At 72.2% G+C, this 22,360-nt stretch carries 19 protein-coding genes; 18 read left to right on the top strand and 1 reads right to left on the bottom strand.

What is annotated here, in order from left to right:
- Positions 1-313: 313 nt before the first annotated feature.
- The 6 genes from ABT095_RS20135 to ABT095_RS20110 all read left to right on the top strand — a co-directional run bounded on the left by ABT095_RS20135 (position 314) and on the right by ABT095_RS20110 (position 8,441).
- Positions 314-1,339, top strand: a complete 1,026-nt coding sequence (locus ABT095_RS20135) for a rod shape-determining protein (protein ID WP_073927935.1) — start codon at positions 314-316, stop codon at positions 1,337-1,339.
- A 36-nt stretch (positions 1,340-1,375) separates the two neighbouring features.
- Positions 1,376-2,314, top strand: a complete 939-nt coding sequence (gene mreC, locus ABT095_RS20130; RefSeq protein WP_350530802.1) for a rod shape-determining protein MreC — start codon at positions 1,376-1,378, stop codon at positions 2,312-2,314.
- A gap of 2 nt (positions 2,315-2,316) precedes the next feature.
- On the top strand, positions 2,317-2,973 hold the full coding sequence (gene mreD / locus ABT095_RS20125) for a rod shape-determining protein MreD (RefSeq protein WP_350530801.1): 657 nt from the start codon (positions 2,317-2,319) through the stop codon (positions 2,971-2,973).
- Between the two features lie 27 nt (positions 2,974-3,000).
- The gene (gene mrdA, locus ABT095_RS20120; RefSeq protein ID WP_350530800.1) at positions 3,001-5,217 is read left to right on the top strand and encodes a penicillin-binding protein 2; all 2,217 of its coding nucleotides are present in this window, start codon (positions 3,001-3,003) and stop codon (positions 5,215-5,217) included.
- A complete protein-coding gene (rodA, locus tag ABT095_RS20115; protein WP_350530799.1) occupies positions 5,214-6,413 on the top strand; it encodes a rod shape-determining protein RodA in 1,200 nt (399 codons plus the stop codon). Before mrdA ends, rodA begins: the two co-directional genes overlap by 4 nt.
- A gap of 66 nt (positions 6,414-6,479) precedes the next feature.
- The gene (locus ABT095_RS20110; protein ID WP_350530798.1) at positions 6,480-8,441 is read left to right on the top strand and encodes a TIGR03960 family B12-binding radical SAM protein; all 1,962 of its coding nucleotides are present in this window, start codon (positions 6,480-6,482) and stop codon (positions 8,439-8,441) included.
- 67 nt (positions 8,442-8,508) lie between these two features.
- Here the strand turns inward: ABT095_RS20110 and ABT095_RS20105 are convergent, their stop codons facing one another.
- Complete coding sequence (locus tag ABT095_RS20105) at positions 8,509-9,009, bottom strand: hypothetical protein (RefSeq protein WP_350530797.1); 501 nt, start codon at positions 9,007-9,009, stop codon at positions 8,509-8,511.
- A 194-nt stretch (positions 9,010-9,203) separates the two neighbouring features.
- Between ABT095_RS20105 and ABT095_RS20100 the strand changes: the two genes are divergently transcribed.
- From ABT095_RS20100 to ABT095_RS20045, 12 genes are all read left to right on the top strand, one after another.
- Positions 9,204-9,578, top strand: a complete 375-nt coding sequence (locus ABT095_RS20100) for a hypothetical protein (protein ID WP_350530796.1) — start codon at positions 9,204-9,206, stop codon at positions 9,576-9,578.
- The gene (locus ABT095_RS20095; RefSeq protein ID WP_350530795.1) at positions 9,575-10,120 is read left to right on the top strand and encodes a hypothetical protein; all 546 of its coding nucleotides are present in this window, start codon (positions 9,575-9,577) and stop codon (positions 10,118-10,120) included. Before ABT095_RS20100 ends, ABT095_RS20095 begins: the two co-directional genes overlap by 4 nt.
- Positions 10,121-10,300: 180 nt before the next feature.
- Positions 10,301-11,065: a TIGR03936 family radical SAM-associated protein gene (locus tag ABT095_RS20090; protein ID WP_350530794.1), complete on the top strand. Its 765-nt coding sequence runs from the start codon at positions 10,301-10,303 to the stop codon at positions 11,063-11,065.
- Positions 11,066-11,201: 136 nt separating this feature from the next.
- A complete protein-coding gene (locus tag ABT095_RS20085; protein WP_502884934.1) occupies positions 11,202-14,786 on the top strand; it encodes an Rne/Rng family ribonuclease in 3,585 nt (1,194 codons plus the stop codon).
- A gap of 226 nt (positions 14,787-15,012) precedes the next feature.
- Positions 15,013-15,327 (top strand): 50S ribosomal protein L21, encoded by a 315-nt coding sequence (rplU, locus tag ABT095_RS20080; protein ID WP_104816088.1) that lies wholly within the window; start codon positions 15,013-15,015, stop codon positions 15,325-15,327.
- A gap of 16 nt (positions 15,328-15,343) precedes the next feature.
- A complete protein-coding gene (gene rpmA, locus ABT095_RS20075; RefSeq protein ID WP_030309712.1) occupies positions 15,344-15,601 on the top strand; it encodes a 50S ribosomal protein L27 in 258 nt (85 codons plus the stop codon).
- Between the two features lie 180 nt (positions 15,602-15,781).
- Positions 15,782-17,254, top strand: a complete 1,473-nt coding sequence (gene obgE, locus ABT095_RS20070; protein WP_350530792.1) for a GTPase ObgE — start codon at positions 15,782-15,784, stop codon at positions 17,252-17,254.
- 116 nt (positions 17,255-17,370) lie between these two features.
- Entirely contained in the window at positions 17,371-18,507 is a 1,137-nt protein-coding gene (gene proB, locus ABT095_RS20065; RefSeq protein WP_350530791.1) for a glutamate 5-kinase, read from the top strand.
- A gap of 75 nt (positions 18,508-18,582) precedes the next feature.
- Positions 18,583-19,035 (top strand): DUF8830 family protein, encoded by a 453-nt coding sequence (locus ABT095_RS20060; RefSeq protein ID WP_502884933.1) that lies wholly within the window; start codon positions 18,583-18,585, stop codon positions 19,033-19,035.
- A 246-nt stretch (positions 19,036-19,281) separates the two neighbouring features.
- Positions 19,282-20,556: a glutamate-5-semialdehyde dehydrogenase gene (locus ABT095_RS20055; RefSeq protein ID WP_350530790.1), complete on the top strand. Its 1,275-nt coding sequence runs from the start codon at positions 19,282-19,284 to the stop codon at positions 20,554-20,556.
- 63 nt (positions 20,557-20,619) lie between these two features.
- Positions 20,620-21,213 (top strand): SCO2584 family spore wall biosynthesis protein, encoded by a 594-nt coding sequence (locus tag ABT095_RS20050; RefSeq protein ID WP_350530789.1) that lies wholly within the window; start codon positions 20,620-20,622, stop codon positions 21,211-21,213.
- A gap of 77 nt (positions 21,214-21,290) precedes the next feature.
- On the top strand, positions 21,291-22,349 hold the full coding sequence (locus ABT095_RS20045; RefSeq protein WP_350530788.1) for an SCO2583 family membrane protein: 1,059 nt from the start codon (positions 21,291-21,293) through the stop codon (positions 22,347-22,349).
- Positions 22,350-22,360 lie beyond the last annotated feature (11 nt).

Genomic DNA, 22,360 nt, shown 5'->3' with positions numbered 1-22,360 from the left:
GGCGCAGGCAGGCCCAGGTGGGGCCGGGTGCTGACCGACACCCGGCCCCACCTGTCGGCCAACGGTGTTAACACCAGAGTTTGATCGTCAAATCACGGAACTCCACGCTCCGACACGGCGTCCCAATCCAGTGAGACGCGGTCGCACCCCGGACAATGGGCGGTATGCCGGACATCGCGTCCGAGCTGACCGGCGTGGCTACGATGGACTCAACTCTTGGGCCCGGTACGGCGCTGAAGCTGAATTCCGCCCATCTCCCCGCCATCTGATGACTCCGAGCCCGGGAAGGCTTCCACTCTCCATGGCCAACAACCTGTCGTTCATCGGCCGTGACATGGCGATCGACCTCGGCACTGCCAACACGCTGGTGTACGTCAGGGGCAAGGGGATCGTCCTCAACGAGCCGTCCGTCGTCGCGGTGAACACCAACACCGGCGGCATCCTCGCGGTGGGCTCCGAGGCGAAGAAGATGATCGGCCGCACTCCCGGCAACATCGTCGCCATCCGTCCGCTCAAGGACGGCGTGATCGCTGACTTCGAGATCACCGAGCGGATGCTCCGCTACTTCATCCTCAAGATCCACCGCCGTCGCTACCTGGCCCGCCCGCGGGTCGTGGTCTGCGTGCCCAGCGGCATCACCGGGGTCGAGCGCCGCGCCGTGATCGAGGCCAGCTCGCAGGCCGGCGCGCGCCAGGTGCACATCATCGAGGAGCCGATGGCGGCCGCCATCGGCGCCGGCCTGCCCGTGCACGAGGCCACCGGCAACATGGTGGTCGACATCGGCGGCGGCACCACCGAGGTCGCCGTGATCTCGCTCGGCGGCATCGTCACCGCGCAGTCCATCCGGGTCGCCGGCGACGAGCTGGACAACGCGATCGTCCAGCACATCAAGAAGGAGTACAGCCTCCTGCTCGGTGAGCGCAGCGCCGAGCAGATCAAGATGAGCATCGGCTCGGCCTTCGCTCTGGAGGGTGAGAAGGACGAGCACGCCGAGATCCGCGGGCGTGACCTGGTCAGCGGCCTCCCCAAGACCGTGGTGATCTCGGCCGCCGAGGTCCGCGAGGCCATCGACGAGCCGGTCAACTCCATCATCGACGCCGTCAAGACCACGCTGGACCAGTGCCCGCCCGAGCTCGCGGGTGATGTGATGGACCGTGGCATCGTGCTCACCGGCGGCGGCGCCCTGCTCCGCGGTCTGGACGAGCGGCTTCGCCGCGAGACCGGCATGCCCATCCACATCGCGGAGAACCCGCTGGACTCCGTCGCGCTCGGCTCCGGCAAGTGCGTCGAGGAGTTCGAGGCCCTCCAGCAGGTGCTCGACGCGCAGCCGCGCCGCTGACACCACCTCAAATCCAGAAGGGGCTGCTCCACCACCGTGAGGGACACCCGAGAGAGCCGACTCCTGCTCATCCTGCTGGTCGCCGTGGCGTTCGCGCTCATCACGGTCGACATCAAGGGCGGGGAGAGCTCGCCGCTGGGCGGCGCCAGACGCGCCGCCGCGAGTGCGCTCGGGCCGGTCGAGCGGGCCGCCTCGGGGGCCGTCGACCCCGTCGCCGGGACGATCCGGGCGGTCCGGGACGCGAGCACCCACCAGCAGCGGCTCGACCAGATCACCCGGGAGAACACCGAGCTGCGCCAGCGGGTCGCCTCCTCCGACGCCGCCACCGGCCGCACCAAGCAGCTCGACGAGCTGCTGCGCACCGCCGGAGCCGGCGGCTACACCGTCAAGGCGGCCCAGGTCATCGCGATCGGGGCCGCCCAGGGCTTCTCCTGGACCATCACCATCGACGCCGGCAGCGACGACGGCCTCACCCGCGACATGACCGTCATCAACGGCCAGGGCCTGGTCGGCCGGGTCACCACCGTGGCCCGCACCACCGCCACCGTGCTGCTCGCCTCCGACCCCGGCTTCACCGCCGGGGCCCGGCTCGAGGGAAGCGGGGAGATCGGCTTCGCCAACGGCCAGGGCACCGGCCCGCTGCGGGTCTCCCTGCTCAACGGCAAGGCCCAGGTCAAGCCGGGCGACCGGCTGGTCACCTTCGGCTCGCAGAGCGGCCGCCCGTTCGTGCCCGGCGTGCCGGTCGGCAAGGTGGTCAAGGTCGAGGCGACCCCGGGCGAGCTGACCAAGACCATCCAGGTCGAGCCCTTCGTCCAGTTCACCCGGCTCGACCTGGTCGGTGTGGTGGTCGTGCCGCCGCGCACCGACCCGCGGGACGCCGTGCTGCCGCCCGCCCCCGCCGCGGGCGCCCCGGCCGCCCCCGCACCGCAGCAGCCCGCCGCACCGCCCGCGGCCGCACCCACCGGGGGGAACTGACCGTGCGCCTCAGCCGCATCCCGCTCGCCGCCGTCCTGTTGCTGCTCGCCCTGGTGCTCCAGGTCAGCGTGCTCGGCCGGCTCCAACTGCCCGGTGCCACCCCCGACCTGCTGATGCTGGTGGTGGTCGGCCTGGCCCTGGTCTACGGCCCGGCCGCCGGCTGCCTGGTCGGCTTCTTCGGCGGCCTGCTGACCGACCTCGCCCCGCCCTCGGACCACGCCATCGGCCGCTACGCCCTGGTGCTCTGCGTGCTCGGCTACGCGGCCGGCCTGCTGCGCCCCGACGGCGGCCGCCAGCGCTCCGCGCTCAGCGCGCTGATCGTGGTCGCGGGTGCCGCCGTGCTCTCCACGCTGCTGTACGCGATGGTCGGCGCCCTGGTCGGCGACGGCGCCGCCCGCCATGTCGGCCTGGTCGGGCTGGCATTCAGCGCGCTGCTCTACGACGTGCTGCTCGCGCCGTTCGTCGTGCCCGCCGTGATGGTGCTGGCCCGCCGTTTCGACTACGACCCGGTGGCCGCCGAGAGCGGCGACAGCTCCGGCTCGGGCCTGGGCACCCTCGCGCGCTACCGCACCACCCGGGAGGTGTCCGCCGTGCCGACGTACGGCAAGCGCGCCTTCGGGCGGAAGAAGCGCATCCCCGGCCTGGCCAAGCGGCCGTAATCGTCCGAGTCGCAGGAGCGAACCCCGTTGAGCAACATCCCGGAGACCGGCCGCACCCAGCGGGTGACGATCCGTCTGGTCGTCCTGCAGGTGCTCGTGCTCTCGCTGCTCGCCACCCTCGGCGGGCGGCTCTGGTACCTGCAGATCCGCACCGGTGACCAGTACGTCGCCAAGGCCCAGGGCAACCACATCCGCGAGGTGGTCGAACCGGCCATCCGCGGCGAGATCCTGGACGCCTCGGGCCGGATCCTGGCCGCCAACCAGACCCGGCTGGTGGTCTCGGTCAGCCGCACCTCGCTGCTGCAGCAGAAGGACCACGGCAAGGCCGTCCTCGCCCGGCTCGCCGGGGTGCTGGGCGTGCCGGCCAAGGACGTCCAGGACAAGGTCCGCCTCTGCGACCCCAAGACCCCGCAGCCCTGCTGGAACGGCTCCCCGTACCAGCCGATCCCGGTGACCCAGCAGGCCACCACCCAGCAGGCGATGCAGATAATGGAGCGCCGCGAGGACTTCCCCGGCGTCACCGCCCAGCCCACCGCCGTGCGCAACTACCCCGGCACCGAGGGCGCCAACGCCGCCCAGGTCCTCGGCTACCTCTCCCCGGTGACGGACGAGGAGGTGGCCAAGTCCGCCGACAAGACCGGCCGGGACCGCCGGCTGCCTTCCGACCAGGTCGGCCGGGCGGGGCTGGAATACGTGTACGACAACGACCTGCGCGGCACCACCGGGGTCGACCGGCTCGAGGTGGACAACCTCGGCCGCGTCATCGGCAGCGCGGGCAGCACCCCCGCCCAGCCCGGCAACAACCTGGTGACCAGCATCGACGCCAAGGTGCAGACGGTGGTCGAGCAGCAGCTCGCCCAGGCCATGACCGACGCCCGCCAGGTCTTCGACAAGGAGACCAACAAGAACTACGAGGCCGACTCCGGTGCCGCCGTCGTGATGGACGTGCACACCGGCCGGATCATCGCGATGGCCTCAGCCCCGACCTTCGACCCCAACCTCTGGGTCGGCGGCATCTCGGCCAAGGACTACCAGACGCTGAACTCGAAAGAGGCCAACACCCCGCTGATCAACCGGGCCATACAGGGTCAGTCCGCCCCCGGCTCGACCTTCAAGGTGATCTCCACCACCGCCGCCGTGCAGGCCGGCTACTCGCTGGACGGGCACTACCCCTGCCCGAAGAGCATGGTCATCGGCGGCCGTGAGTTCAAGAACTTCGAGAGCGAGAGCTTCGGTGACATCTCGCTGGAGAAGGCCCTCGAGGTCTCCTGCGACACCGTCTTCTACGGCCTCTCCTACGACCAGTGGATGAAGGACGGCGGCATCAAGCCGAAGAACCCGCAGGACTGGTTCTTCAAGACCGCCCACCAGTTCGGCCTCGGCGCCAAGACCGGCATCGACCTGCCCGGTGAGGTGACCGGCCGGGTGCCGGACCGGCAGTGGAAGCAGTCCTTCTTCGACGCGAACAAGAACTCCTGGTGCGAGCAGGCGGCCAAGGGCGGTCACGAGTACACCGACGAGATTGCCCGCGAGAACTGCGTCGACGGCGCCGTGATGCGCGCCGGTGACTCGGTCAACTTCGCGATCGGCCAGGGCGACACCCTGGTCACCCCGCTGCAGATGGCCCGGATCTACTCGGCCCTCTCCAACGGCGGCACCCTCTACCGCCCGACCATCGCCAAGGCCGTGGTCAGCCCGGGTGGCCAGCTGGTCCGCGACATCGCCCCGCACGCGGACGCGAAGATCCCGGCCTCCGGCGAGCTGCTCAGCTACATCAACCAGGCCACCGCGGGCGTCATCACCAGCGGCACCGCGGCCTGGAAGTTCGTCGGCGCGGGCTGGCCGCAGGGCAAGATCGAGCTGCACGCCAAGACCGGCACCGCCGAGGTCATGGGCAAGCAGACCACCTCGTGGCTGACCACCTACAGCTCCGACTACGCGGTCGTGATGACGATAAGCCAAGGTGGCACCGGCTCCGGCGGTTCCGGTGACTCCGTGCGCCGGATCTACCAGGCGCTGTACGGCGTGGACGACAAGGGCAACATCGACAACACCAAGGCCCTGCTGCCCAAGCCGCAGGCCCAGCTGCCCAAGTTCAACCCGGACGGCACCGCGATCCTCACGGCCGCCCTGTCGGGCAGCAAGGCCTTCGCCGACCCGGCCCTCCCGCTCACCCCCGCCGTCGACCTGTCGCTCCCCGCGGCCGTCGAACCCACCCGCGTGTACGGAAGGAGCCGGGCATGAGCGCGTACGGCTCGTACCGCCCCGTCCGGCTCTCCCCTCAGCGAGGGGTGATCGGGCGGGCGCTGGCCAAGGACTCCCCGCTGCGGCGGCTCGACTGGATCATGATCCTGGCCGCCCTGGCACTCTCGCTGGGCAGCTCGCTGCTGGTCTGGTCGGCCACCCGCGGCCGTGACTCGCTGACCCACGGCGACCCGCAGTACTTCCTCTACCGGCACCTGACCAACCTCATGATCGGGCTGGTGCTCTGCGGCACGGTGATCGTGATAGGAGTGCGCCGGGTGCGCACCGCCGTCCCGTTCATCTACCTCGCGGTGATCGGGATACTGCTCGCCGCGCTCAGCCCGCTGGGCTCACGGGTCAACGGCGCGCACTCCTGGATCCAGTTCGGCGGCGGCTTCTCGCTGCAGCCGGCCGAGTTCGCCAAGCTCGCCATCGTGTTCGGGATGGCCGTGGTGCTCTCCGCCCGGGTCGACGCGGGGGAGCGGGCCATACCGTCCGACAAGAGCGTGCTGCAGGCGCTCGCCCTGGCCGCCGTGCCGATGGCCGTCGTCATGCTGATGCCCGACCTCGGCTCGGTCATGGTGATGGCCGTGACGATCATGGGCATCCTGCTGGTCTCCGGCGCGCCCAACCGCTGGGTCTTCGGCCTGCTCACCGCAGGTGGCCTCGGTGCGGTGGCGATCTGGAAGCTGGGCGTGCTCAGCAAGTACCAGATCGACCGCTTCGCCGCCTTCGCCAACCCCGCCCTCGACCCGGCCGGTGTGGGCTACAACACCGCCCAGGCCCGGATCGCCATCGGCTCCGGCGGCCTGACCGGCATGGGCCTGTTCCACGGCACCCAGACCACCGGCCAGTTCGTCCCCGAGCAGCAGACCGACTTCGTCTTCACCGTGGCCGGCGAGGAGCTCGGCTTCGTGGGCGGGCTCACCCTGATCCTGCTGCTCGGCATCGTCCTCTGGCGCGCCTGCCGGATCGCCCGGCAGGCCACCGACCTCTACAGCACGATCCTGGCGGGCGGCGTGATCGCCTGGTTCGCCTTCCAGGGCTTCGAGAACATCGGCATGACGCTCGGCATCATGCCGGTCGCCGGCATCCCGCTGCCGTTCGTCTCCTACGGCGGCTCCTCGATGTTCGCGGTCTGGATGGCGGTCGGGATACTGCAGTCGGTCCGCTCCCAGCGCCCGATAGGGACCTGAGCAGTTCGGCGCCTCGGCTACCCTTGAAAGTCACCTTCTTCAAGCCACATCGAGGTAGCCAGTTCTATGACAGTCGAATCGGTCTTCCCGCGCCTGGAGGCCCTCCTCCCGCACGTCCAGAAGCCGATCCAGTACGTCGGCGGCGAGCTCAACTCGACCGTCAAGGACTGGGACGCCTGTGACGTCCGCTGGGCGCTCATGTACCCCGACGCCTACGAGGTCGGCCTGCCCAACCAGGGCGTCATGATCCTCTACGAGGTGCTCAACGAGCGCGAGGGCGTGCTCGCCGAGCGCACCTACAGCGTCTGGCCGGACCTCGAGGCGCTCATGCGCGAGCACGACGTCCCGCAGTTCACCGTGGACGCGCACCGGCCGGTGAAGGCCTTCGACGTCTTCGGCCTGTCCTTCTCCACCGAGCTCGGCTACACCAACATGCTGGCCGCGCTCGACCTTGCGGGCATCCCGCTGGAGGCCAAGGACCGTACCGTGGACGACCCGATCGTGCTCGCGGGCGGCCACGCCGCCTTCAACCCCGAGCCGATCGCGGACTTCATCGACTGCGCGGTGATCGGCGACGGCGAGCAGGCCGTGCTCGACATCACCGACATCATCCGCACCTGGAAGGCCGAGGGGCAGCCCGGCGGCCGCGACGAGCTGCTGCTGCGCCTGGCCAAGACCGGTGGCGTCTACGTCCCGCGCTTCTACGACGTGGAGTACCTGGCGGACGGCCGGATCGCCCGTGTGGTGCCGAACGCGCCGGGCGTGCCGTGGCGCGTCTCCAAGCACACCGTGATGGACCTCGACGAGTGGCCCTACCCCAAGCAGCCGCTCGTCCCGCTCGCCGAGACCGTCCACGAGCGGATGTCCGTCGAGATCTTCCGCGGCTGCACCCGCGGCTGCCGCTTCTGCCAGGCCGGCATGATCACCCGCCCGGTCCGCGAGCGGAGCATCACCGGCATCGGCGAGATGGTCGAGCGCGGCCTCAAGGCCACCGGCTTCGAGGAGGTCGGCCTGCTCTCGCTCTCCTCCGCCGACCACACCGAGATCGGTGACATCGCCAAGGGCCTGGCCGACCGCTACACCGAGGACAAGATCGGCCTCTCCCTCCCCTCCACCCGGGTCGACGCCTTCAACATCGACCTGGCCAACGAGCTGACCCGCAACGGCCGCCGCTCCGGCCTCACCTTCGCCCCCGAGGGCGGCTCGGAGCGCATCCGCAAGGTCATCAACAAGATGGTCTCGGAGGAGGACCTGATCCGCACCGTCGCCGCCGCGTACGGCAACGGCTGGCGCCAGGTGAAGCTCTACTTCATGTGCGGCCTCCCCACCGAGACCGACGAGGACGTCCTGCAGATCGCCGAGATGGCGAAGAACGTCATCGCCAAGGGCCGCGAGGTCACCGGCCAGAACGACATCCGCTGCACCGTCTCCATCGGCGGGTTCGTCCCCAAGCCGCACACCCCCTTCCAGTGGGCCCCGCAGCTCTCCGCCGAGGGCACCGACGAGCGCCTGGCCAAGCTGCGCGACGCCATCCGCGGCGACCGCAAGTTCGGCAAGAACATCGGCTTCCGCTACCACGACGGCAAGCCCGGCATCGTCGAGGGCCTGCTCTCCCGCGGTGACCGCCGCACCGGCGGCATCATCCGCGCGGTCTACGAGGACGGCGGCCGCTTCGACGGCTGGCGCGAGCACTTCTCCTACGACCGCTGGATGGCCGCCGCCGAGAAGGGCCTGGCCGGTACCGGCGTCGACGTCGCCTGGTACACCACCCGCGAGCGCAGCTACGAGGAGGTCCTCCCCTGGGACCACCTGGACAGCGGTCTCGACAAGGACTGGCTCTGGGAGGACTGGCAGGACGCCCTGGAGGAGGTCGAGGTCGACGACTGCCGCTGGACCCCGTGCTTCGACTGCGGCGTGTGCCCCCAGATGCAGACCGAGATCCAGATCGGCCCGACGGGTGTGAAGCTGCTGCCGCTCGCCGTCGTCAACGGCGGGCCCGGCGCGGGCGCCGGTCACACGCACGGCTGACCTGGCGACAGGACACATGAGCGGCGCCCTTCCCGACTCCGGTCGGGGAGGGCGCCGCTGCGTGGTGTCAGACCACCTCTTCGTCGAGCTTGCGGCGGTTCGGGCGTGGCGCCGGCGGCGGGGTGGTGACGACGGACGGGCGGCCGGCTTCCACGTCCACCGGGTCGTCGTCCGGCCCGTGGCCGGCCAGGCCGTTCAGGTGCTGGTGCCACTGGTCGATCTGCTCCGCCGCGCCAGGGGACACCCACGGGTCCGCGATCAGGATGGCGTGGATGTGGTACGGGAAGGCCGGCGGTGTCCGGCGCCAGGCGGCGAAGCCGGCCTGACGGAGCGAGCGGACCTTCGTGACCTGCACGTCCCACGGGTCGTCGCCGGAGTGGATCCCCACGTCGATCGCGCCGCCGCCGTCGTGTGTCCCGGCCGACGCCGAGACGGCGCCCTGGGTGAAGGAGCCCTGCATGATCGGGAACTGGCCCAGGCCGGCGAGCTGTTCGGCCAGCAGGAGGGCGTCGATCGTCATCTGGTCGAGGAGGACGCCGCGGAAGGTCTGGATGTTCTGTGCCGTCATGGCAGAAGTCTTCGGTCGGCCGGAGCGGCCCCGCGAGTGCCGACGGTCGCCGCATGGACTGTCCGGGCTCCGGATGTCACCCGATCCCGTGAGGCCACCACTGCTGTGCACGAACGATCGGCCGGGGCGCCGTAGCGTCGGGGAGCGGGCAGGGCACGTCGCCCTGTCCGGGCATCGACCAAGAGGTGGTTCGCGTGGCGTACGCAACGGGTCAGCTCCCGACGGGTTTCGGGACGGACGTGTTCGGCAATTTCCTCGACGGCAGCCCCAACGTCGTCCTCGTACCCATCCCGGCGTATCCCGGTCCGCCCGCGATCCCGTGGGCCTTCACCTGGGTCTCGCTCGCCGCGGAGAACGGCACCGCGAAGATCCGGTACGCGCTGTACAACGACGTGATCCGGGACTGGCAGGTCGGGTTCGTGGTGGTGGACCACAAGAAGGGGCTGGTCGGGCTGCCCATCCGGGAGCACGACAGCATCGTCTCGCTGGCCAGGGTGCCCCAGGACTCCGGCAACACGCTGGACACCGCCCCGGTGAGCTGGATCGTGCAGGCGGTGCTCCAGGGATGAGCTGGTCGGCCGACGAGGAAGTCCTGCGGCCGCCAGCGCTCCGGACCCCCGGCAGCATCTCCGTCGCAGAGGTCGACTACTCCGGCGCCGGTACCTTCGGCATCGGTCGGGCGGCGTGCACGGGTTACATCACCGAGGCGTGCCGGCTGCGCGGGGCGCCGCTCACCCACTGGCTGCCCGGCATGCTGACCATCGCGCTGCGGGAGTCCTCCTACAACGCGAACCTGATCAACCTGGACGACAGCAACGCCGTCGGACCGCCCGTCCCGCACGACTCCGCGCACCCCGGCGCGCCGGCCGGCTGCTCCCGGGGCGGCTGGCAGTGCATCCCCGCAACCTTCGCGGACAACCACGTCGCCGGGACTTCGCTCAGCATCTACGACCCGGTGGCGAACTGCGCCGCGGCGATCGGGCACATCATCGGGACGTACGGGATCGCCGCCGACGGCCACGACCTGCTGACCCGGCGGGTGAGCGGTGCCAGCGAGGACGGGTTCGGCATCCAGCAGGCCGATCCGGACCGGTCTCCGTACCCCTACTAGGGCAGACCGACGGCCCTTTCCGCGCGTTCCGCGCCGGAAGGGCCGTCATAGCCGCACCGGACGGGCCAGTACCCTTGGGGTGACAGAGTCCGGGCACCAGCTGCCGGACCGGGATTACTGACTAAGGACTGAGCAGCCCTGGCACGCCGCACGCCCGACGGTCCGCCGCCCGCGCCGACGGTGCAGCGCATCCGTCTCCGCTACACCAAGCGCGGCCGTCTGCGCTTCACCAGCCACCGTGACTTCCAGCGCGCGTTCGAGCGGGCCCTGCGCCGCTCCGCCGTCCCGATGGCCTACTCGGCGGGTTTCACGCCGCACCCCAAGGTCTCGTACGCCAACGCCGCCCCGACCGGGGTGGCCAGCGAGGCCGAGTACCTGGAGATCGGCCTGGCCGACTTCCGTGACCCGGCGGCGCTGCGCGCGCTGCTGGACGAGTCGCTGCCCATCGGGCTGGACATCATCGACGCCGTCGAGGTGCACACCCCGAACTTCGTGGAGCGGCTGGAGGCCTCCGAGTGGCAGATCCGCCTCGACGGCGTGGAGCCGGCCGAGGCGGCCCGCGCGGCCGAGAAGTTCCTGGCGGCCGAAGAGGTCGAGGTCAGCCGCCAGACCAAGAACGGGCTGCGGGTCTTCGACGCGCGCGGCGCAGTCGCGGCGCTGGAGCTCGCCGAGGCGCAGGTCGGCGATGGTAACGACACCGGTACGGAAAGTGCTGCCGATGTCCGCCAGGGCGGTCCCTGTGCGATACTGCGGCTGGTAGTACGACACGCCACACCCGCCGTACGACCCGACGACGTTTTGTCCGGTCTCCGTGTGACGGCCGACCTCGCGCCGCCGGTCCCCGCTGAGGTGACCAGGCTGGCGCAGGGGCCGCTCGACGAGGAGACCGGCACGGTGACCGACCCGCTGGCGCTCGACCGCGCCGCGGCACCGACTGGCCGGTAGCGGCTGTTGGGCCGCGCGCACACTGCGTCCGCCTAGCGGGGGGCGGGCCCGGGCCGGGGGTTGACCTCCGGTCCGAGCGCCCGCCTGGCCCCCGCGGCTCCCCAGGGGAGCGAGCGCCGTCGCGCAGGCCAGCCCCTTGCGGCTCGCCGACCCGGATGGTCGGTGCGCCCGAGGTACCCGTCCGGCAGCCATCCGGCCCGGGGACGGCTCGGCCTTGAAAACCCAGAAGACTGGTCAAGCACCAGAAGACTTTCGGCCCTCGCACCGTGCGGGGAGCCGAGCGAGACTACGAGCTCCTGTGCGGCCTCGCGTCCGCACGACTGCACCGCTCCGGCGGGCCCGCGCTACCCGCGGCCGCCGGCGCCCTTGGTGCCCGGTCGTGCCCGGATGCGGAGCCCGGGGGCCTGACGGGAGATCCACCCGCATGCTCGACAACACCGAACCGCAGCAGTCTGCGGCAGGCACCGATACCGACAGCTCCGCCGCGCCGCCGCGCCGCCGTCGCCGCGCGGTCAGCCGCCCGGCCGGCACCCCGCAGGGCGCCGAGACCGCGGCCGTCGAGGTCGTCGTCCCGGCCGAGCCCGTGGCCGCCGAGCCGGCCGCCGCGGAGGCCGAGGCGCCCGCCGCCGAGAAGCCGGTCCGCGCCCGCCGTACCCGTAAGCGTGCCGAGGCGCCCGCCGGCGCCCCGGCCGAGGCCGAGCCGGCCGCCGCGGAGGAGGCGCCCGTCGAGGCGCCCGCCGCCGAGCCCGTGGCGGAGAAGCCGGTCCGCGCCCGCCGTACCCGTAAGCGTGCCGAGGCGCCCGCCGGTGCCCCGGCCGAGGCCGAGCCGGCCGCCGCGGAGGAGGCGCCCGTCGAGGCGCCCGCCGCCGAGCCCGTGGCCGAGGAGGCCCCGGCCGCTCCCGCGCGCCGCACCCGCCGTTCGCGCCGGGTGGCCGAGCCCGCGCCGGTCGTGGCCGAGGAGCCGGAGGCCGTCGAGGAGGAGGCTCCCGAGGAGGAGCCCGAGGCCGTCGAGGAGACCCCCGCCGCCGAGCCGGTGGCCGAGGAGGCCCCGACCCACCGCGTGCGCCGCCGGGCCGTCCGCCCGTCCACCGCCATCTTCCAGGCCCCGGTCTTCCAGGAGCCGGCCCCGTTCGAGGCGCCCGCCGCCCCGGCCGCCGCCGAGCAGCCCGCTGCTGCGGCCGTCGCCCCGGCCGCCTCGGAGGAGGACGAGTTCGAGTACAGCGGCGTCGGCCGCCGCCGCCGGACTCGTCAGCCCGTCCGGGTGCAGCCGCGCGCCGAGGCGCCCGCCCCGGTGAAGCCGAAGGCCGAGCCGAAGCCGGCCGAGCCGGTCGCCGCCGCCGAGGAGCCCGCCGCCGCCGTGACCACCGGTCCGGAGACCGAGGGCGAGTGGGAGGACGACCGTCCGTCCCGCCGTCGCCGCCGGGGCGGCCGTCGCCGTCGCCGCGGTGAGGCCGAGGACTTCGAGGCCGAGACCACCGAGACGGTGGCCGAGCCGGTCGCCGAGGAGGAGCCCGAGGCCGAGGAGGACGAGGACGACCTGGCCGGCGGCCTGGCCTCCTCGCGTCGCCGTCGCCGTCGTCGTCGCCGTGGTGGCGAGGGTGGCGTCGAGGTCGGTGCCGAGACCACCGAGGACGGCGTCCGTACCGTCGTGAAGGTGCGCGAGCCGCGCCGCCGCTCCACCGAGCCCTCCTTCGACCCTGACGAGGTGCAGTCCATCAAGGGCTCCACCCGCCTGGAGGCGAAGAAGCAGCGCCGCCGCGAGGGCCGCGAGCTGGGCCGCCGCCGGGTGCCGATCATCACCGAGGCCGAGTTCCTGGCCCGCCGTGAGTCGGTCGAGCGCGTGATGGTCGTCCGCCAGAACGGCGAGCGCACCCAGATCGGCGTCCTCGAGGACGGCGTGCTCGTCGAGCACTACGTCAACAAGGAGCAGGCCACCAGCTACGTCGGCAACGTCTACCTGGGCAAGGTCCAGAACGTGCTGCCCTCGATGGAGGCCGCCTTCGTCGACATCGGCAAGGGCCGCAACGCGGTGCTGTACGCCGGTGAGGTCAACTTCGGCGCGCTCGGCGGCCACGGCGGCCCGCGCCGGATCGAGTCGGTGCTCAAGTCCGGCCAGTCCGTCCTGGTGCAGGTCTCCAAGGACCCGATCGGTCACAAGGGCGCCCGCCTGACCAGCCAGATCTCGCTGCCCGGCCGCTACCTGGTCTACGTGCCCGAGGGCTCGATGACCGGCATCTCGCGCAAGCTGCCCGAGAACGAGCGCGCCCGTCTGAAGCAGATCCTCAAGAAGATCGTCCCCGAGGACGCGGGCGTCATCGTGCGCACCGCCGCCGAGGGCGCGAGCGAGGAGGAGCTGACCCGCGACGTGCAGCGCCTGCAGGCGCAGTGGGAGGAGATCCAGAAGAAGGCCGCCACCGGCAACGCCCCGGCGCTGCTCTACGGCGAGCCGGACATGACCGTCCGGGTCGTCCGCGACATCTTCAACGAGGACTTCACCAAGGTCATCGTCTCCGGTGACGTCGCCTGGAAGACCATCCACGAGTACGTCGGCGGGGTCGCCCCCGACCTGGCGGAGCGCCTGCAGCGCTGGACCTCGGACGTGGACGTGTTCGCCACGTACCGGATCGACGAGCAGCTGATGAAGGCGCTGGACCGCAAGGTCTGGCTGCCCAGCGGCGGCTCGCTGGTGATCGACCGGACCGAGGCGATGGTCGTGGTCGACGTCAACACCGGCAAGTTCGTCGGCCAGGGCGGCAACCTCGAGGAGACCGTCACCCGGAACAACATCGAGGCGGCCGAGGAGATCGTGCGCCAGCTGCGGCTGCGCGACCTCGGCGGCATCATCGTGATCGACTTCATCGACATGGTGCTCGAGTCCAACCGGGACTTGGTGCTGCGTCGTCTGCTGGAGTGCCTGGGCCGGGACCGGACCAAGCACCAGGTGGCCGAGGTCACCTCGCTGGGCCTGGTCCAGATGACCCGCAAGCGGGTCGGCCAGGGCCTGCTCGAGTCCTTCTCCGAGGCCTGCGTGCACTGCAACGGCCGGGGCGTCATCGTCCACATGGAGCAGCCGGCCTCGCACGGTGGCGGCGGTGGCTCTGTGGGCACCTCGGGCGAGGCTCTGTCCGGTGGCAGCAAGCGCCGTCGCCGGGGCAAGGGCGGCGCCGCCCAGCCCGCGGCGGAGCTGACCGAGCACGAGATCGAGGAGACCGAGGAGCCGCACGAGCACGAGGAGTTCGAGCTCGTGCCGTCGGGCGGGCAGCTCGCGGTCGAGACGGTCGAGGAGGCTCCGGTGGTCGAGGAGACCCCCGAGGCCGCCGCGGAGCAGCCGAGCCTGGTCGAGATCCCGGCCGTGACCTCCGCCGCCCCGCGGGCCCGCCGCCGTGCGGTCCGCAAGGCGACGGCGCCGGCCGGCGCTCCGGCCGAGGCCGAGATCGTCGTCCTGCAGGCCCGTGCCGAGGCCGCTGTGGCCGCCGCGCTCGAGGCTGCGGCCGAGGCCGCCGCCGAGGAGCCGGTGGTCGAGGAGGTCGCGGTGGAGGAGGTCGCGGAGGAGGCTCCGGCCCCGAAGAAGCGTGCCGCCCGCAAGACGGCCGCCAAGAAGACGACCACGGCCAAGAAGACCACGGCCGCCGCGAAGAAGACCACGGCCAAGAAGACCGCCACCAAGCGGACGACCAAGAAGGCCGCGGCTGCCGAGCCCGACGCTCCGGCTGCCGAGTAAGAGGTAGCTGCACCACGGCAGGGGCGCGGGCGACCGCGCCCCTGCCGTGTTCACCGCCTCGGTTTGGCCGCAGCAGGCGGCATCTGTATTCTTGACCCTCGGCGTGTCTACGCCACGCTCCCGAGCACATCACCTCCTGGGCCGGTACGGCCGGGGGAGGCCGCTGTGTCAGTGCCCAGCGGCTGGCATCGAGAGTTCCGACCGAGCAAGGAAAGCAGGTAACCGCATGTACGCGATCGTTCGCGCCGGCGGCCGCCAGCACAAGGTCGCCGTCGGCGACGTGCTGGAGATCGACAAGGTTGACGTCAAGCCGGGTGACTCGGTCGAGCTCTCGACCGTCCTCGTTGTCGACGGCGACGCTGTCACCTCCGACCCGTGGGTCCTCGCCGGTGTGAAGGTTCACGCCGAGGTCGTCGACCACACCAAGGGTGAGAAGATCGTCATCCTTCGCTACAAGAACAAGACCGGCTACCGTCGGCGCCAGGGTCACCGCCAGCGCCACACCGCCGTCCGCATCACGAGCATCGACTCCGCGAAGTAAGTAAGGGAGCAGCGAGATGGCACACAAGAAGGGCGCAAGCTCTACCCGTAACGGTCGTGACTCGAACGCTCAGCGCCTCGGCGTGAAGCGCTTCGGCGGCCAGGTCGTCAGCGCCGGCGAGATCCTCGTCCGCCAGCGTGGCACCCACTTCCACCCGGGTGCGGGCGTCGGTCGCGGTGGCGACGACACCCTGTTCGCGCTGACCGCCGGTGCGGTGCAGTTCGGCACCCGCCGCGGCCGCAAGGTCGTCAACATCGTGGCCGTCGAGGCCTGAGCTCTGACCTAGCGTCAAGGCTTTTCGGAGGGTGGACCGGAATTTCCGGTCCACCCTTCGTGCTTTGGGAGTCGTTGCCCCGGAAGCGGGGCCAACGCCGCTCGGCCAGGCATGCTTGTAGGGGCGGCCCCTCCCGGGTGCCCCGGAATTCCTCAGTCGTATCAAGTGGAGGCACAACCAATGACCACCTTCGTGGACCGCGTCGAGCTGCACGTCGCCGCGGGTAACGGGGGCCATGGCTGCGCCTCCGTGCACCGGGAGAAGTTCAAGCCGCTCGGCGGTCCGGACGGCGGGAACGGCGGTGAGGGCGGCAGCGTCATCCTCATGGTCGACTCCCAGGTGACGACGCTGCTCGAGTACCACCACTCGCCCAAGCGCAAGGCCACCAACGGCAAGCCCGGCGCGGGCGGCCACCGCACCGGCTCGACCGGCGGGGACCTGATCCTCCCGGTGCCGGACGGCACCGTCGTCATGGACCGCCAGGGCAACGTGCTGGCCGACCTGGTCGGCCACGGCACCAGCTTCATCGCGGCCCAGGGCGGCCGCGGGGGCCTGGGCAACGCCGCGCTGGCCTCCTCCCGCCGCAAGGCGCCCGGCTTCGCGCTGCTCGGCGAGCCGGGTGAGGCCCGCGACATCCAGATGGAGCTCAAGTCCGTCGCCGACGTCGCCCTGGTGGGTTACCCGAGCGCGGGCAAGTCATCGCTCATCTCGGTGCTCTCGGCGGCCAAGCCGAAGATCGCCGATTACCCGTTCACCACCCTGATCCCCAACCTCGGCGTGGTCACCGCCGGCGAGACGATCTACACCGTCGCCGACGTCCCCGGCCTGATCCCGGGCGCCAGCCAGGGCCGCGGCCTGGGCCTGGAGTTCCTGCGCCACGTGGAGCGCTGCAGCGTGCTGGTGCACGTGCTGGACTGCGCGACCATGGAGCCGGGCCGTGACCCGCTCTCGGACCTGGAGACCATCGAGGCCGAGCTCGCCGAGTACGGCGGCCTGGACGACCGCCCGCGCCTGGTCGCGCTGAACAAGGTGGACGTGCCGGACGGGCAGGACCTGGCCGACATCACCCGTGAGTCCCTGGAGCAGGCGGGCTACCGCGTGTTCGAGGTCTCCGCCGCCTCCCGCAAGGGCCTGCGCGAGCTGAGCTTCGCGATGGCGCAGATCGTCGCCGAGGCCCGGGCCGCCAAGCCGGTCGAGGAGGCCACCCGGATCGTGCTGCGCCCGGCCGCTGTGGACGACGCCGGCTTCACCGTGGTCGAGGAGGACGGCGCCTACCGCGTGCGCGGCGTCAAGCCGGAGCGCTGGGTGCGCCAGACCGACTTCACCAACGACGAGGCCGTGGGCTACCTGGCCGACCGCCTGGCCCGCCTCGGTGTCGAGGACCAGCTGTGGAAGGTCGGCGCCAAGGAGGGTGACACCGTCATCATCGGCCCGGACGAGAACGCCGTGGTCTTCGACTGGGAGCCGACCATGGCCGCCGGCGCCGAGATGCTCGGCCGCCGTGGCGAGGACCACCGGATGGAGACCCAGCGCCCGGCCGTCGACCGCCGCCGCGAGAAGCAGAAGGGCCGCGACGCCGCCGAGGCCGAGTACCTGGCCTTCGAGGCGCTCTCCAGCGGCCGCCAGGCCGTCGAGGGCGACGAGGACTACTGAGCCGGTCCAACGGCTGAGCTGTGAGCGGGCCCGCCGCCCGGATCGCGTACATTACGCACCGGGCGGCGGGCCCACGGTTTTGGATCAGAGCCGTGTACAGCGAGTGGAGGCACGTGGTGACCGAGCAGACCCTGCGTCAGGAAGTCCTGACGGCACGTCGGATCGTGGTCAAGGTCGGCTCCTCCTCGCTGACCACCGCGGCCGGCGGCCTGGACGCGGACCGGGTGGACGCCCTGGTGGACGCGCTGGCCAAGGTGCGCGGGCGGGCCGACGCGCCCGAGGTCGTGCTGGTCTCCTCCGGTGCCATCGCGGCCGGCCTCGCCCCGCTCGGCCTGGAGCGCCGCCCGAGTGACCTGGCCCGGCAGCAGGCCGCCGCCAGCGTCGGCCAGGGCCTCCTGGTGGCCCGGTACACGGCCTCCTTCGCCCGGTACGGCATCCGCGTCGGCCAGGTGCTGCTGACGGCCGAGGACGCCAGCCGCCGGGCCCACTACCGCAACGCCTACCGCACCCTGGACCAGCTGCTCGCGATGGGCGCGATGCCGGTCGTCAACGAGAACGACACCGTCGCCACCGCCGAGATCAAGTTCGGCGACAACGACCGGCTGGCCGCGCTGGTGGCCCACCTGGTCCGGGCCGATCTGCTGGTCCTGCTCTCCGACGTGGACGGCCTCTACGACGGCGACCCGAGCCGTCCGGGCACCAGCCGGATCGCCGAGGTGCGCGGTCCGCAGGACCTCGCGGGCATCGAGATCGGCAGCGCGGGCAAGGCGGGGGTCGGCACCGGCGGCATGGTCACCAAGGTCGAGGCCGCCCGGATCGCCACCGGCGCGGGCATCCCGGTGGTGCTCACCGCCGCCAGCCACGCGGCCGACGCCCTGGCCGGCCGCCCGACCGGAACGCTCTTTCTGCGGACCGGCAGCCGTTCGGCCGACCGCCTGCTCTGGCTGGAGCACGCCAGCACCCCGCGGGGGGCCCTGCAGCTCGACGCCGGGGCCGTGGAGGCCGTGGTCTCGGGCGGCAAGTCGCTGCTCCCGGCCGGGGTCACCCGGGTGGACGGGGAGTTCGCCGCGGGTGATCCGGTGGACCTTCTTGGCGAAAACGGCCACATCGTCGCCCGTGGGCTGGTCAACTTTGATGCGAGGGAGTTGCCCCGTCTGCTCGGCCGGTCCACCCGTGACCTGGCCCAGGAGTTCGGTCCCGCGTACGAGCGCGAGGTCATCCACCGCGACGACCTGGTCGTGCTGCGCGGCTGAGGGGCGAGCCCTCCCTGAGGGGCGGGCCGAGCGGGCGTCGGCCCGGGGGACGCGTTGTCGACAAGGAGGCCGCCGGTGGGACGCAGGGGCCAGGAAGCACTGCCCGGGCGCCCGCAGCGGCGGCTGGTCAGTGTCCCGGACGGGGAGGCCGTGTCGGCCGGGCCGGAGGCCGAGGCGGAGCAGGACCACGCCCGGCTGTGGCACGTGGTGCTCAGTGTGGCCGGCCGAGCCACCCCGCTGGACGAGCTGCGGGCCGGTCTCGAGCGCCTCGCGCACGACCACTCGTTCTTCCTGACGGCCCGCTACGCCACCGACCGGGCCGAGATCCGGTACTGGGAGCAGGCCCGCGACCTGCACGACGCCGCCGCGATCGCGCTGCGGCTGTGGGGCGAGCACAAGGCCACCGCCAACCTCCCGCCCTGGGAGATCGTCGGCCTCGAGGTCGTCGACCGCCCCACCTACCACCACCGCATCGCCGAGGGCTTCGGGGATCCGCCCCCGCACCTGGGCGGCGTGCACCCCTACTAGCCCCGTCAGGGGCGCGGGGAACGGCGCGAGGTCGGAAGAAGCGGTCCTGATGGCTGCCGCAGAGATTCACTTGCACTATCGAGGGGCGCGAGGAACTGCGCGCAGCGGTAGGCCGCAGGCCGCGCGTGGCTGGTCGCGCCGTTCCCCGCGCCCCTGGACAGTGCAACCTGGTGTTGTGCGAGAGGGCCTGTCTCAGCGGGTGAAAGCCGTTCGGAGCCCGCCGGGGCAGTCGCTAACCTTGGCGCCATGACGACCAGCCTCTCCGACAGCCCCGTCCTCGCCGCCGCGCGCCGTGCCCGGGAGGCGGCCGCCGAGCTCGCCCCAGTGCCGCGCAAGGTGAAGGACGCCGCGCTGCTGGCGATCGCCGAGGCGCTGGTCGCGCGGAGCGCGGAGATCACCGCGGCCAACGCGGAGGACGTGGCCAAGGCACGGGCCGCCGGGACGGCCGAGTCGGTGATCGACCGGCTGACGCTGACCGAGGAGCGGGTGGCCGCCATCGCCGCTGATGTGCGGAGCGTGGTCGGCCTGCCCGACCCGGTCGGTGAGGTGGTCCGGGGGTACACGCTGCCGAACGGGCTGGACATCCGGCAGGTGCGGGTGCCGCTCGGCGTGGTCGGCATCATCTACGAGGCCCGCCCGAACGTCACGGTGGACGCCGCCGCGCTCTGCCTCAAGTCCGGCAACGCCGTGCTGCTGCGCGGCTCCGCCTCCGCCTACCGATCCAACACCGCCCTGGTCGCCGTGGTGCGCGACGCCGTCGCCGCCGCCGGGCTGCCCGCCGACGCCGTGCAGCTGGTGCCGGGGGAGAGCCGCGAGTCCGTCACCGAGCTGATGCGCGCCCGCGGCCTGGTGGACGTGCTGATCCCGCGCGGCGGCGCCTCGCTGATCCGTACGGTGGTCGAGGGCTCGACCGTCCCGGTGATCGAGACCGGCACCGGCAACTGCCACGTGTACGTGGACGGGCAGGCCGACCTCGCGATGGCCGTCTCGGTGCTGCTCAACTCCAAGGCGCAGCGGGTGAGCGTGTGCAACTCGGCCGAGACGCTGCTGGTGCACCAGGACATCGCCGAGGAGTTCCTGCCGCTGGCGCTCGCCGCGCTGGCCGAGGCGGGGGTGACGGTGCACGGGGACGAGGCCGTGCTGGGGGCCGCCGAGGGTTCGGCCGCCACCGTGGTGCCCGCCACCGAGGAGGACTGGGAGACGGAGTACCTCTCCTACGACCTCGCCGCCGCCGTGGTGCCCTCGCTGGACGCCGCCGTGGCGCACATCCGCCGCTGGTCCTCCGGCCACACCGAGGCGATCGTCACCAGCTCGCAGGCCGCCGCCCGCCGTTTCACCCAGCTGGTCGACGCGGCCACCGTGGCCGTCAACGCCTCGACCCGGTTCACCGACGGGGGTGAGTTCGGCTTCGGCGCCGAGATCGGCATCTCCACCCAGAAGCTGCACGCCCGCGGCCCGATGGGTCTGCCGGAGCTCACCTCGACCAAGTACGTGGTCACCGGCGACGGCCACGTCCGGTAGCCGCCGTAGGCCGTCTGCCGGGAGCCACAGACAAATCGCCCGCCCGGTAATACGCTGAGCCCCATGGCTGAGGATGTGGGGGGCTCGCCGTACTCCGGCGGCGCCGACCACGGTGATGCGGACGACGAGTTCGCCACCGTGGTCTTCGACGAGGCTTTCGTCCGGTCCGCCGCCGTGCACGAGCCGAGTGCCCGGGAGCGGCAGCTGGCCGCCGCCGAGGCGCGGTTCGAGCCCGACAGTGCCGCGCCGGGCCGCGGCTTCGAGGCGGACGGGATCCCGCTGGAGCTGCGCCCGCACCCGGGCGGCCTGGACGACGACCGCCACTACCCCGATCCGTTCACCGCCTCCGCCCGGGCGGCCCGCGCCGAGCGCCGGGCGTACCTGCGGCGGTCCACCTGGGGCCGGGCCGCCCGGTACGAAGCGGCCCGCCGGGCGGGCGGGCGGCACGTGGCCCAGCAGCGCTGGCACCGGCCGATCGCCTGGGTGCTGGCGGTGGTGATGGGCGTCAGCGTGGTGGCCGTGGCCGTGGCCGCGATCTACCGGGGCACCGGCGGCGCCGGCCCCGAATCCCCGCGCCGTCCGGAGAGCGGGGCCAGCAGCAGCACCGGTTCGGGCCAGGCCCCGACCCCCTCGGCGGCCGTCCTGCTGCCGGGCTGAGCACCACCGCGGGGCCGGCGGCAACTCATGGTGTTCAGACTCTCGTAGCGGCCGATTCCCCGCCTTACTCTGGTGGTATGGGTGACCCGCGCGAGCCTCCGGAGGGTACGCCCGACGGTGGGTCCGGCAATGAGGACGAGTACCGATCCGTCGTCTTCGACGAGTCGTTCGTCCGGGCTGCGCGGATCCAGGAACTGTCGGCGATCGAGCGGCTCGGGGGCCACCACCCCCGGGCGGTGCGCGCCCGGATCGGGTTCGGGCCGCTCGGCTCGCTGCCCCGCCAAGCGGTGGCGTTGCTGCTCCTGGTCGCGATGGCCTTCGCGGCCGCCGTGTACTTCGGCGTGAGCTCCCCGAGGCGGCTGGCCGCCGCGCCGACCGGCAACCAACTGACCGTCAGCATGCTCGCGTTGAGCCCCTCTTCCGCCGTCACGCCGGTGGCCGACTTCCGCAACCCGTTCGCCGCCCTGCCCGCCGGCTACGCCGACGGCCCGGCCGGCTTCGGCGTGCCCGCGGCCGCTGCGACCGCGCACTTCACCAAGATCGAGGTCACCCGTGCGCTCGAGGTCGCCGAGCACTACCTGACCGTCGCCGACCTGAGCCCGGCGGTGCTCACCCAGGGTGAGACGGCCGAGGTGCGGGCGCTGCTCACGCCGGGGGAGCAGGCCCAGTACGACGAGAGCATGAACAACCCCCAGGACGACCAGCACCACGCCGCCACCGGCTGGGTGGTGCGGTTCGACCCCGGGCAGGTGGCGCTGGCCACCGACGTGGTCAAGGTGACCGGCGTGATGGCCTTCGCGGAGGCGGACAGCGGCACCCTGCAGGTCACCACCGACCACACCTTCGTCTACGCGCTGCGGGCGGCCGGGACGGAGAACCCGCTCGTGGTGAGCCTGTTCTCCGTCCGGCGCGACCTGCGGATGGAGTTCGACCGCACCGACCTGGGGGCCGGCCGCCTGCGGCTGGTCGACGCCGCCGAGCAGTCCGGCCCCACCTCCTGCAGTGCCCAGCTGGCCGACCACCTCCAGCCCGTGCTGGCCGCCAAGGCCCCGGGCCCGGCCCCGGCCGCGCCGTCCCCGGTCGACCCGGCCGATCACACCCACCCGGCCTGGCAGCTCTGCGGCACGCTCCGCTGAGCGGCCACGGC

This window comes from Kitasatospora sp. NPDC002227, assembly GCF_040296285.1.
Taxonomy (GTDB): Bacteria; Actinomycetota; Actinomycetes; order Streptomycetales; family Streptomycetaceae; genus Kitasatospora.
Note: the sequence above shows the minus strand (reverse complement) of the source record. Positions and strands in the feature narration are given on the sequence as shown.